Source organism: Neobacillus sp. NPDC058068, assembly GCF_042885335.1.
Classification (GTDB): Bacteria; Bacillota; Bacilli; order Bacillales; family Cytobacillaceae; genus Neobacillus.
In genome coordinates, this window is the sequence record NZ_JBHVSI010000008.1 from 19,510 (window position 1) to 32,112 (window position 12,603).

Annotated in this window: 14 protein-coding genes and 1 other annotated feature; all 14 genes read right to left on the reverse strand. The window is 38.8% G+C overall.

What is annotated here, in order from left to right; translation table 11 throughout:
• Positions 1-550 precede the first annotated feature (550 nt).
• Positions 551-1,360, reverse strand: a complete 810-nt coding sequence (locus tag ACFVSW_RS10815; protein WP_387315624.1) for a pyruvate, water dikinase regulatory protein — start codon at positions 1,358-1,360, stop codon at positions 551-553.
• 27 nt (positions 1,361-1,387) lie between these two features.
• Positions 1,388-2,020, reverse strand: coding sequence for a transcriptional regulator CcpN (ccpN, locus tag ACFVSW_RS10820; RefSeq protein WP_387315626.1), 633 nt, complete (start codon positions 2,018-2,020; stop codon positions 1,388-1,390).
• 104 nt (positions 2,021-2,124) lie between these two features.
• A complete protein-coding gene (locus tag ACFVSW_RS10825) occupies positions 2,125-3,507 on the reverse strand; it encodes a glycine--tRNA ligase (protein WP_387315628.1) in 1,383 nt (460 codons plus the stop codon).
• Between the two features lie 57 nt (positions 3,508-3,564).
• Positions 3,565-3,751 (reverse strand) — a binding site (T-box leader).
• Between the two features lie 50 nt (positions 3,752-3,801).
• A complete protein-coding gene (recO, locus tag ACFVSW_RS10830) occupies positions 3,802-4,554 on the reverse strand; it encodes a DNA repair protein RecO (RefSeq protein WP_387315630.1) in 753 nt (250 codons plus the stop codon).
• 36 nt (positions 4,555-4,590) lie between these two features.
• Complete coding sequence (locus ACFVSW_RS10835) at positions 4,591-4,734, reverse strand: YqzL family protein (RefSeq protein ID WP_024030127.1); 144 nt, start codon at positions 4,732-4,734, stop codon at positions 4,591-4,593.
• A 156-nt stretch (positions 4,735-4,890) separates the two neighbouring features.
• On the reverse strand, positions 4,891-5,811 hold the full coding sequence (era, locus tag ACFVSW_RS10840; protein ID WP_387315632.1) for a GTPase Era: 921 nt from the start codon (positions 5,809-5,811) through the stop codon (positions 4,891-4,893).
• Positions 5,801-6,202, reverse strand: coding sequence for a cytidine deaminase (locus tag ACFVSW_RS10845; RefSeq protein ID WP_387315633.1), 402 nt, complete (start codon positions 6,200-6,202; stop codon positions 5,801-5,803). Before ACFVSW_RS10845 ends, era begins: the two co-directional genes overlap by 11 nt.
• Before the next feature lie 183 nt (positions 6,203-6,385).
• A complete protein-coding gene (locus ACFVSW_RS10850; protein WP_387315635.1) occupies positions 6,386-6,766 on the reverse strand; it encodes a diacylglycerol kinase family protein in 381 nt (126 codons plus the stop codon).
• Positions 6,750-7,220, reverse strand: coding sequence for an rRNA maturation RNase YbeY (gene ybeY / locus ACFVSW_RS10855; protein WP_024030123.1), 471 nt, complete (start codon positions 7,218-7,220; stop codon positions 6,750-6,752). Before ybeY ends, ACFVSW_RS10850 begins: the two co-directional genes overlap by 17 nt.
• Positions 7,217-9,391 carry an HD family phosphohydrolase gene (locus ACFVSW_RS10860; protein WP_387315638.1) on the reverse strand — a complete coding sequence of 725 codons (2,175 nt, stop codon included), beginning with the start codon at positions 9,389-9,391 and terminating at the stop codon, positions 7,217-7,219. Before ACFVSW_RS10860 ends, ybeY begins: the two co-directional genes overlap by 4 nt.
• A gap of 197 nt (positions 9,392-9,588) precedes the next feature.
• Entirely contained in the window at positions 9,589-10,551 is a 963-nt protein-coding gene (locus ACFVSW_RS10865; protein ID WP_387315640.1) for a PhoH family protein, read from the reverse strand.
• Positions 10,548-11,741 (reverse strand): sporulation protein YqfD, encoded by a 1,194-nt coding sequence (gene yqfD, locus ACFVSW_RS10870; RefSeq protein ID WP_387315643.1) that lies wholly within the window; start codon positions 11,739-11,741, stop codon positions 10,548-10,550. The genes ACFVSW_RS10865 and yqfD overlap by 4 nt, the downstream gene beginning before the upstream one ends.
• Positions 11,738-12,040, reverse strand: a complete 303-nt coding sequence (gene yqfC, locus ACFVSW_RS10875; protein WP_024030119.1) for a sporulation protein YqfC — start codon at positions 12,038-12,040, stop codon at positions 11,738-11,740. The genes yqfD and yqfC overlap by 4 nt, the downstream gene beginning before the upstream one ends.
• Positions 12,041-12,125: 85 nt before the next feature.
• The gene (locus ACFVSW_RS10880; protein WP_387315646.1) at positions 12,126-12,596 is read right to left on the reverse strand and encodes a hypothetical protein; all 471 of its coding nucleotides are present in this window, start codon (positions 12,594-12,596) and stop codon (positions 12,126-12,128) included.
• Between the last annotated feature and the right edge of the window lie 7 nt (positions 12,597-12,603).

Sequence of the window (12,603 nt, forward strand, 5' to 3'; positions counted from 1 at the left end):
AGGTATTCGGCAGAAACTTATTAAATTCCTGCAAATTTCGACAAAATTTTTATTAATTTTGTCCTGAATCTGACTCGAGTCCTCCCTGTATATCGTAATATCTCCTTTACCCTAATTGTTCATGATGAATCGGTCTGCGAAAACTTTCCTGAATCAACATATTTCCAGGCTGCATATGTATTCTTGTCTTTCACATGCGATACAGGAGCAGCAAACAGTACTTCAATGGAAAAATGAGCAGCACCTTCGACAAAAAATGTCGGAATGCTTTTTACTTAAGTATTAATTCTACATCACTCCGCATATTCCTTCTTAACAAGTGAACTTTTATAAAAGGATTTATGTCGAATTTTTTTGGGAGTTTAAAGGGGTCCCTGCCTTGACATCTAACAATAAATAGTTTATTCGTTCACATCCAACTCTAAACCTAAAAAGATACATTTTTATCACAATTTTTTATTATAGTATATAAATTATCATTTTGCCATAATTATTTCTTACTACATCTCATATTTTTTTTAAAAAAAACACATAATCAAATGATTATGTGTTACGGTCTGCCTTTTTGAATATAATTTTGAATCACGTTTGCCGTTTCTTCAACTGCTTTATTTGTAACATCAATAACTGGACAATTAATTTTTTTCACTACATTTTCGAAAAAGGCCAATTCTTCTTTAATCCGCTCGATATTCGCATAACTCGCCTGATCATTTAAACCTAACGATATTAAACGTTCTCGTCTAATATTGTTTAGTTTTTCTGGGCTTATTTTGAGACCAAAACATTTTTCAATTGGAACTTTATAGAGTTCTTCGGGTGGATCGACCTCTGGGACAAGCGGGACATTCGCTACTTTTAAGCGCTTATGAGCCAAATACTGTGATAATGGCGTTTTCGATGTTCTTGAAACACCAATCAAAACTATGTCTGCTTTTAAAATTCCTCTTGGGTCACGTCCATCATCATATTTAACTGCAAATTCGATTGCTTCTACCTTTTTGAAATAATCCTCATCAAGCTTTCTGACAAGACCCGGTTCACATAAAGGCGTCTTTCCACTGAACACTTGGATCTGATCTATGATCGGACCGATCAAATCCACTGACAATATTCCTTCCTTTTCCGCTCTTTCCTTCATATATGTACGCATTTCAGGCTTAACGAGGGTATAGGCAATCATCCCTTTATCCAGTGATACTAGCGATAATACCTCATCAATATGTTCCACGTCTTCTACATATGGAAACGTTTTTAACACCATCCCGGCGCCATTAAACTGGCTGACGGCGGCTTTTGTAACTAATTCAGCTGTCTCACCAACTGAATCAGAGACAACATAAATGATTGGAATACTCATTCTCCCTCAACAACTCCTAATCCTAGTTTATTCGTCGCCTAACGACACAAATGCTTTTGTGATGTTTGTTTTTGTTACTCTGCCAATTACCTCGAAACCTTTGTCTGATTTCTTAACTACTGGTAAGGCATCAATTTGCTTTTCAATCAATTTTTTAGCGACATCAATTAATAAATCTTCCCGTTCACACATGGTTATATTTGGCATCCTAGTCATAATGATATTGACTGGAATCGCGGTAAGCTCTTGTTTCCCTATACTTGCCCGAAGGAGATCCTTTCTGGATAATACACCAACTAAAATTGTTTTTTGATCGACTACAAACAATGTTCCTACATCTTCAAGGAACATGGTACAAATAGCATCATAAACAGAAACATTTTCATTCACTACAACTGGAATGGATTGATAATCTTTGACATAAATTTTCTGCAGGTTCTCTGTTAACAACTGAGCCCCGGATTTACCTGTATAAAAATAGCCGACACGAGGTCTTGCATCTAGAAAACCTGCCATCGTTAAAATAGCTAGATCCGGTCTTAATGTCGCTCTGGTCAAGCTTAGCTGGTCAGCAATTTGCTCACCGGTAATCGGTCCATTTTCCTTTACAATATCCAAAATATGCTCCTGGCGTTTAGTCAGTTCGATTGTTCTCACCACCTTAAAAATAAATCTGAAGACCTAATAAAGTCATACTATAATAGAATTATTATATACCAAATAGCGTTGTTTTTAAAAGAAAACCCGCCGGTGGCGGGTTTCTTTTAAAATGACATTTTTTCCTGTAAAAAGCTCACTAGTTCAGTAATCGGGAGTCGTTTTTGCTCCATTGTATCACGGTCACGAACTGTAACCATGTTGTCTTCCTTGGAATCAAAGTCATACGTAATACAGTATGGTGTACCGATTTCATCATGACGGCGATAACGTTTTCCGATCGAACCCGCTTCATCATAATCTACTGAATAATGTTTAGCTAATGTTGCGAAAACCTCTCTTGCCTCTTCAGACAGCTTCTTCGATAACGGAAGGACTGCCGCCTTAAATGGTGCGAGTGCAGGATGGAAGTGCATTACCGTTCTAGACGTGCCATCTTCAAGCTGTTCTTCGTCATATGCATCAATCAAGAATGCAAGCGTTACTCTGTCGGCACCCAGTGAAGGCTCAATACAGTAAGGCACATACTTTTCGTTCGTCTCAGGGTCTAAATAATGAAAGTCTTCGCTAGAATATTCCATATGCTGTTTTAAATCATAATCTGTTCTCGAAGCAACACCCCATAATTCACCCCAGCCAAACGGGAACTTAAATTCAAAGTCAGTTGTCGCATTACTGTAGTGAGAAAGTTCATCTTCTGAGTGGTCGCGCAGTCGTAAATTTTCTTCAGTAAGACCTAATGACATTAACCAGTCTTTCGCAAATTGCTTCCAATAATCGAACCATTTCAGCTCTTCACCTGGTTTGCAGAAAAATTCAAGCTCCATTTGTTCAAATTCTCTTGTCCGGAAGGTGAAGTTACCAGGGGTAATTTCATTTCGGAAGCTTTTTCCGATTTGGGCAATACCAAATGGCAGTTTCTTTCTCATCGTCCGCTGCACATTTTTAAAGTTAACGAAAATACCCTGTGCAGTTTCCGGGCGAAGAAATATTTCATTCGTGCTTGATTCTGTTACCCCTTGGAAGGTTTTAAACATTAAATTGAACTGGCGAATTCCGGTGAAATCATGGCTGCCACAATCTGGGCAAGCGATATGATGCTCTTTAACCAGCTCTTCCATTTGGTCAAACGGCAATCCGTCAACAACCATTTCAATGCCTTTTTCATCAAGCGCATTTTCAATTAATTTATCGGCACGATGACGGGCTTTACAATTCTTGCAATCCATCATCGGGTCGTTAAAGTTACCAATATGTCCAGACGCTTCCCAAGTTCGCGGATTCATCAGGATACTTGCGTCCAAGCCGACATTATATGGAGACTCTTGAACGAACTTCCTCCACCATGCCTGTTTTATATTGTTTTTAAATTCAACGCCTAATGGACCGTAATCCCAAGTATTAGCAAGACCGCCGTAAATTTCCGATCCCGGAAAAATAAATCCTCTGTGTTTGGCATGTGATACAATTTGCTCCATCGATACTTTCATTGCTTTTCGCTCCTTTTTTAGATAAATAAAAAACTCTCGTCGCTATGCTTTATTAAGCATAGGGACGAGAGTTACCCGCGGTTCCACCCTATTTGCTGCTATGATAGCAGCCTCTTTAAGTTGTGTTATAACAACACTTGATTGCTCAAGAACGCCTTCGTTAGTGCCCTATACCCTAGCTTACACCGTCCTAGGTTCGCTTTTATAGAGTTGACTAACTACTCTTTTCCGTCACTGCAATTATTTTATTAACCAAAATTTTAACCAATACTCCAAACATTGTCAACAAGGCAATTATAAAAGATTGCGAAATTGATCCATGGAATTAAGGAATTTTTTCGTTTTGAGATGTAAGCCGGAATACTCTTCATAATAAGCAGTAATCACTTTTTTCAATTCAGCCTTCGTTTCTTCTTTAACCGAAATATTACCTAACCTGGAAAGATCAAAATAATAAAATAGCCGTAATAATTTAACTGCAGCTGCTGATAATTTAAAATGATACGGATCCTTATCTAAACAGCGGTGGCAGATAAATCCACCTTCCCGAATCGAAAAGGAAAAATGTCCATCTGTACTGCCGCAGATGGAACATTGATTTAAGATGGGATACATACCGATGACATTTAACATTTTCATCTCATAAATATTCATCAGAATATCCGGGTCATAGCCTTCATTCATGAAATTTAATGTTTGATAAAGCAATTCAAAATGAAACGGGTTTGGTTTTTTCTCGTCTGTACATTTATCAGTTAATTCAACAATGTAACTTGCATAGGCAGTTAAAAAAATATCCTCACCGATCGAACGCAATGAGGTAATGATTTCTCCCTGCTGTAAGCTTCCTAATCCGGAACCTCTAGAAATGAGAAAATACCCATGTGTAAACAGCTGGGTAATGGAGGAAAGGCGGCTGTTTGGCTTTTTTGCTCCTCGTGCCATCGCACCAATCTTTCCCCATTCCCTTGAATATATAGTTACAATCTTATTGGTTTCACTGTAATCTGTCGTTCTAATCACGATGCCTTCACACTTCTGAAGCATTAAAAGCCACCTTCTTAAGGAGCGCGAAAGACTTGCTTATGAAACGGGAAAATCGATTTGTGCTAGCTCTTCATTCAGATTTCCGGGTATTTCTTGGTTTTCCTTCTCAAGCTCTTTGAAGAGAAGATATGTGTCAATATTACCTGTCTGAAGGAATACTTTCCACGTAAAATCCATCAACGAAAACCCCACCTTTCAATATTTAGACTAGCTTTATTCGGGTCCCAAACCTTACAATTATCATAGCCTGCCAGCGCAAAAATCATAAGACGAAAATATTGTTAATGTTGTCCATGCATAAATTGTAGATAAGATAATATTTTATTAGGGTGATTATTAGTATTCATCTTCGTTGAAGCCGTAATCGCGAAGCTGGGACATCTTATTGCGCCAATCTTTTTGAACTTTCACCCAAAGCTCTAAAAACACCTTTGAACCAAGGAGATTTTCAATATCTACCCGGGCCCGCTTTCCGATCTCTTTCAGCATACTTCCTTGTTTTCCGATAATGATCCCTTTTTGTGAATCTCTTTCCACTATTACAGTTGCCATGACATGAATGATATCCTTACCCTTTTGCCGCTCCATTTTGTCAAGAACAACAGCCAAAGAATGGGGAATTTCTTCCCTCGTTAAGTGCAGCGCCTTTTCCCGAATCAGTTCAGTAATGATAAACCGTTCAGGATGATCGGTTACCTGGTCAGCTGGATAATATTGTGGACCATCGGGTAAGAAGGACTTTATTTGGTCTAACAATCGCTCCACATTATTTCCTTCAAGCGCAGATATGGGAACAATTTCTTTAAAGGCGTATTTGTCTTTATAAGACTGAATAATTGGCAATAATTCATCCGGGTGAATTTGATCAATTTTATTAATCACAAGGAATATTGGTGTGTTGACCGTTTGGAATTTTTCAAGAATAAATTCTTCACCACGTCCAAATCCTTCTTCAGCATTTACCATAAATAGAATCAAATCTACTTCTTTTAGTGTATTTTGTGCAACCTTCATCATAAAGTCGCCTAATTTATGTTTTGGTTTGTGGATACCTGGTGTATCAATAAAAATCATTTGTGCGTCATTAACTGATAGCACACCCTGAATTTTGTTACGAGTTGTTTGCGGTTTATCACTCATAATGGCAATTTTCTGGCCAATCACTCGATTAAGAAAGGTTGATTTCCCTACATTCGGCCGGCCAATAATCGAAATAAACCCAGACTTGTATCCGTTTCCATTCCCATTATTCTGCATGTAAATCCTCCGGTGAAAATGCTCCAGGCAATAATTCTTCGACGGTAATTTCTTGAATATCCCCTTTTAAGTTGGTTAAAACCACCTTCATATCCTTAGGGCACAGTTCAGAGATTACCTGCCGGCAGGCACCACAAGGAGAACATGGTCGTTCTGTATCAGCTACAACAGCAAGCAGCGCAAAATCCCGATCGCCATGTGAATAGGCACTAAATAGAGCTGAACGTTCTCCACAGTTGCACATACTGTAAGCGGCATTTTCTATATTACAGCCATGATATACTTTTCCATCCGTTGTTAACAATGCTGCCCCTACTCCAAACTTCGAATAAGGAATATAGGCTTTTTCTCTTGCTTTTTTTGCTTCTTCAATTAATTCTTCGATGTTCACAATTTTTCTTCCCTTCCAGCAGAAATCTGCTGTTCCTTTATTTTACATCAAAAATGAGAGAAAATCATTACCTGCAACAAAAAAGTAATAAAAAAATTAGAATTTTCTCACAAATCAACCTATCCAAGAATTATAAGCTGAAATGTTATTTTACCGAATTCCCTTTCCCTTTTCAAACCGTTGCTAAAATAAATTTAGAATGTAAGGGAAAAAAATGATCATCCCAATTGCCACCGATAGGACAGCATAAACTAAGACTGCCCCGGCAGCCAAATCTTTCGCTTGTTTTGCAAGTGGATGATATTCTCCTGTCACTAGGTCAACCACACGCTCGATAGCGGTATTCACCAGCTCTAAGGCAAACATGCCGCCAATCGCGAAAAGGATAAATAACCACTCTATTTTCGTAATCGAAAAATAATACGAACCGAGTAAAACAATGATAGAGCTGATGAAATGAATCCGCATATTTCTTTCTGCTTTAAGAGCTATATTAACCCCTGAAATGGCATATGACAAAGAGCTAATGAAAGATATCGGATTTCGTTTATCTTGTGAGTCCATACTCGTTTAATATTTCCTTTTGCAGAGTGAACATTTCTCTTTCTTCATCCTCGCTCATGTGGTCATAGCCTAAGAGATGCAGGAAACCATGAACCGCGAGAAATCCGAGCTCCCGTATAAAAGAATGCCCATACTCCTCTGCCTGTTCTTTTGTTTTTGGAACAGAGATAATAATATCCCCTAGGACACGAGGAAGCTGGTTTCCGGTTATTTCAATTTCACCTTCACCCAGTTCTTCCATAGCAAAAGAAATAACATCGGTTGGGGCATCTTTCATACGATATTCCCGGTTAATCTCCTGAATTCTCTCGTTGGAAACAAATGTGACCGAAACTTCGCTATTGATTTCAACATTTTGTTTATTTGCGGCAAAATTTAATACTCTTTCAATTTCAAGCATTTGTTCGTCTGAAAGTTCATTGGTTTCATCAATACAATCAATCAGTAATGTCATGCTTGCTTCACCTTCTTTTTCGTCATTTCTGGATATTCAATCCGCGAGTGAAAAATCCCCTTTAATGTTTCGCATAACGTATGGGTTACCGTTTCAATTTCTTTGATTGTAATATCGCATTCATTTAATTGACCATCCTGGAGCCGGTCAGCGACAATTTTATTGACAAGCGATTCAATTAATTCGGGCGTGGGCTGTGATAAAGACCGGACAGCCGCCTCCACGCTGTCTGCAATGCCAACCACAGCAGACTCTTTAGTTTGCGCCTTTGGTCCCGGATAGCGAAAATCGCTTTCCTTTGTTTCTTCTTCGTTTTGGAGCGCCTTATGGTAGAAAAATTTCAATAAAGTTGTCCCATGATGCTGTTCGGCAATATCAATAATTTCTTTCGGCATATGGTATTTCTTCAAGATGGATGAACCGTCTATTACATGCGCAATGATGATATGAGAACTCTTGTCTGGCGGCAAGCGATCATGCGGATTGTCATGGTGCATTTGATTTTCAATAAAAAAGTTTGGCCTTTTTGTTTTGCCAATATCGTGATAATAGCTGCCAACCCTTGCCAACAGGCCGTTTGCCCCAATTGCCTCACATGCAGATTCTGCTAAATTAGCGACCATTACACTATGATGATATGTACCGGGTGCCTCCATTAAAATTTTTCTAAGCAGCGGATGATTGGGATTAGATAGTTCAATCAACCTCATCGTCGAGAGAATCCCAAAACTAGCCTCTAAAAAAGGCAGTAAGCCAATGGTTAACACAGCTGAGCCAATTCCTGATACCAAGGCTGTAATAAGATAATACCCATATTCGATTCCTGAAAACTGACCGTTCGGCAGAAACATTAGCGCCACTATCGCCAAAAGATTGACTAATGACGCAATCGAGCCTGCTTGCAATATTTTCGAGCGATGATTTTGCCCGCTCAAAAACAGGATGCCCGCTAAAGCGCTGAAAAGGATATAAATACCTTCCGAAAAGTTTAGGGTTCCCGTCACTCCCTCATTGAAAAGAACACTACCGCAAACCGCCAGAATAATCGCCGTGAGGATCGCCAGCTTTTCATCAATTAATATCCTAATTAGCATGCCCCCCATCGCGGCAGGGAATAAATAGCCAATTCCCGCGTAATTAAATATTTGCAGCAGACTGACCAGTTTCATAATTAAAATGGAAAGTAGAAAAATAATCCCATACAATAATAAAAACATTTGCCGTTTCTCGGGAAGAGATTGCATTTGATAAAAATAATAATAAACGGCCGAAAGAATAATGGTAATTAAAACAACTAAGCCAATGAATGGTTTAAATGATTTTTCAGTGTTGAGAAGACCGACTAGCTTTAACTGATGATAAATATCCTGATTAATTAATTTTCCTTCTTCGACAATGATTTGCCCCTGAAGAATCTTTACATGTTCTACGTTTTCAGCCGCCTGCAGTCGTAAATCCTCTGTGGCAGCCGGGTCATAAAATTCATTCTGGATAACTGCATACCTGCCCAGATCAATCGCAGCACTTCTTAAACTATCATTTAATGCTGAGTATTTTAATTCTTCTTCGACTCGCTTTTTAGCGTTTTCTACTTCATCTCCAGGTATTCTTTTCGTCATCACATTGTTGATTGCTGTTACGGTCAAATCCTTAGCGTTCGACAACTCCTCGTTACTCGCTTGGACTAAGCTTGAGAACACTTGACCGGGGAGATCCTTCGAAACACCGGAGGTCAATTTTGCTTTAAGCCTTGTCACTTTTTCTGATACACTCGGCTCCTCTTTTGCCGGTTTTTCCTCCGTAGCCGGCTCTTCCTGCTTCTTTAATTCTTCTTTTATTTCATCATTGACCTCTGCTGCTGCGGAAAAAATAGACGTAATTAAATCCACTCGGTTTTGCGTGTATTCATTTTTTAAGGTATAAACAGGCTGGACTTGGTCGCGTGCCTCTTTCCGTTTTTTCTCGGTACTATTTTTATCCTCCACTGTTCCAGGGGATCGAATCGTTTTTTCTGCAACGGAAAACAAGCTCAAGTCAAGTTTTTCTGGTTTTACTTGACTATACATTGCCGCAAAAAGGATGGCTCCTAATACAATAAAAAATAAGATTCGAAAAAAAGTAAAATCGAGCAGCTTGCGTACCCGTATGAAGTATTTCTGCAGTTTTCCCAACTTTATCCCCCCAAAACACGGCCCGACATTATAACGCAAGAATAAACATATTATTACTGAAAGTTCGCTTTATGTAAAATGATAACAGTTTTTCTTTCAAGTTTCATCCACTAAACGAAGAAGATTCATTATTTCGCTTTATCTTGGTAAGGAAAAAGGGGTAAACCATTTATTCAGGTTTACCCCTTGTGTTTTTGTTAGATTGTTTTCTTCTCATACGCTTCAATAATCCTGCCTACAAGCGGGTGACGGACAACATCGGTTTGTTCTAAAAAGGTAAACGAAATGCCGTTTACATTTTGTAAAATTTCTTCCGCTGCGATTAATCCGGATTTTGCTCCCTTAGGCAAATCAATTTGCGTTTTGTCGCCAGTAATAATCATTTTCGACCCAAAGCCTAGTCTTGTCAAAAACATTTTCATTTGGGCATGTGTCGTATTTTGTGCCTCATCTAAAATAACAAAAGCATCATCTAACGTACGGCCTCTCATATACGCAAGAGGAGCAATTTCAATCGTCCCCCGTTCAATTAACCGCTGTGTATGTTCGACGCCTAAAACGTCATTTAAAGCGTCATACAAGGGCCTTAAATATGGATCCACCTTCTCTTTCAAGTCTCCGGGTAAAAACCCAAGACTTTCTCCCGCTTCAACAGCCGGCCTAGTTAAAATAATTTTATTTACTTGACCGTTTTTTAGGGCACCCACAGCCATAACAACTGCTAGATAGGTTTTCCCCGTTCCAGCTGGCCCAATCCCAAAGACAAGATCATGCTTTTTTATCGCCATTACATATTGCCTTTGTCCGAGGGTTTTAATCCGAATGGTTTTACCTTTGACATTTTTGCCGATTTCCTCATCATATAAATTGACAAAGTAATCAAGTGTTCCCTTATTCGCCATTTGAACCGCATAGTGAACGTCTCTTTGGCTAATATTAATTCCCTTTCGAATCACAATCATTAATTTGTCAAGAATTTCCCCAGCAAGGCTGACCTTCTCTTCGTCGCCTGACAAATTAACAGATTCCCCTCTTGTAATGATGGAGACATCAAGTTCTTGTTCAATTATTTTTAAATTTTGATCAGAGTTACCCAGTAGTGTAATCGCCTCGGCTGGGTTTTCTAGCTGTACTTTAATTGTTGTTAATTTTTCTGTCATTCAGGTGTCTCCTTGAATATCGGTTGTCCGACTGCTATATTTTCAATTATTTTAAAGTGAATATCTAGTATAACTTTACCATTTTTAGTTGACTTGTGTAAAATTTTTTCATCTTTGATGATAGCATCTTCATCTAATTCGCTTTTTATTTGTTTTCTTGCCAAGTTAAGCGCTTCTTTTTCTGCCTCTTCGTTTGTATATTCACGAGTAAACTCTTCCCGTTCTCGAATTGTTTTATGAACATAGGATATCGGCAAATCCCACTTTAAAAAGTGAATTTTACGAACATCCTTTTCTGTCTCATATTTTTCAAACTCTGGCTTCCCAAAGCCCCAAATTGGGATTTCCCAACTGCCCACTAAAAGAGATCGTTTTTGTTTTTCCTTGCCATTATATACCTTAAAGCTCGTTATTAACGGAAGCTTGACGTTACTTTTATACCAAGTTTCTCCCCAAACCTTGCCCGTAGCTGCAACTAACTCGGTCTTACCTTCTTGTCCATACACCCCAGAAACGAGTATTTGCCCCGGCTCTACATGGTCATTCCTCTCAACCACCGGCTGACCCGTTTCAACAAACATCTTTACAATAGTGGCCTTCTTTTTCGCGACAAGATTTTGCGGGGATAATTGCTCTGGCTTTTTGGGCTCATTTTTTTCGACCGCTTGAAGATGATAGGTTGTCCCGTTTAATTCCACACCAACCCAGGTAAGATCGCCAATGTTATTCGTTAATTGCCGCTGTATTCCTTCCACATTTTTAACGAAAAATTGAACCTTGCCAATTTTCACACCCATCTTGTCCAATTCTTTGCGAATTTTGTATTCTGTCGCGGGCTTGGCCCCTTTTATTTCAATGCCCCAAATAACGTTAGATAACAATAAGATAATCAACAGGAAAACTCCTGCACCTAGTAAAAAGCCGCTATTTTTTAACAATCTTTTGAATAAAAATGGGATTCCACTTCTTCGTAAAAATGTGATTGAACATTCGCTTTTTCTTGCATAAAAACGAATGTTCTTGGCATCATGAAGCCTCATTTTAAAGGTAACCGTCTCCGTTCCATGCCGCTTAACATTCCAAATATGAATACCATTCCTTATTAGCACATTTAAGAAACGCTCAATCCCCTTCCCAGATACTTTAACGGTCACTCTGCCATAGAGAAATTCAATCCACTGGTTCTTCATTTTTTTCCTCCCGGATTATCAGTTATATACATGACCTGATCAATTTTTCCTTCTAACAAAATTTCTTCAGGTAAAATCGTTTTAATCACAAAAGAACTTCCCTTTATCAACAATTGGCCTTGCTTTAATAGCAGGCGCAGCTCTTTATCGGTAAAGGCCAGCAAGCCACGGTGGTTCTCAATATACACATGGATTTGGCCAATCATCGTAATCCGAGGCAGATCCATCATGACATCCTGAGGAAGATCCATTTTATTAGCCATCCAATTGCGGATTCGCCCGCCCCATTTTTTTGCCATAAAAAAAGAACCCCCTTTCATCTCAATTTATGAAATGAAAGGGGGTTCTAGCACATTTTTTTCGATTTGATTTATGATTGCCTGTTTAGCCTCTTTTAGTAAAATACGGTTTTTTCGAACGAGGCTCGCCAAGAATTTCTGACCAGACAATTCCATTAACCAGTGTTTTGGCGTCCGGGTATTCAGAAAGAATAGTTCCAGCTTCTTCTTGCTTATCCTTCTCAATATGTTCTTTAATTCTTTCTTTTTGCTGTCGAGAGGCGGCCGCTCTCTCTCGACTGAATTCAGACTCTTTTCTTACCTGCATGTACTCATTTTCGAGATTTTCCGGAGCAGCTGTTTTTTGCTCAACGATTACAGGGCTCGTTCTTCTTGGTTTCATAATTGGGCTCGGTTCACTTAATTCATTATCAGTAAGCTCTTGAAAAAGTTTGCGGATTTCCCCAATGGCATTGGTTGAAGTTGGCTTATTTGGGGATTGGCCGCGATTATTTTTTACTTTACTAAACATCGAAGTGATAATGCCGATAACAATCATGACTAATAGTGTATTCAATTCTTCA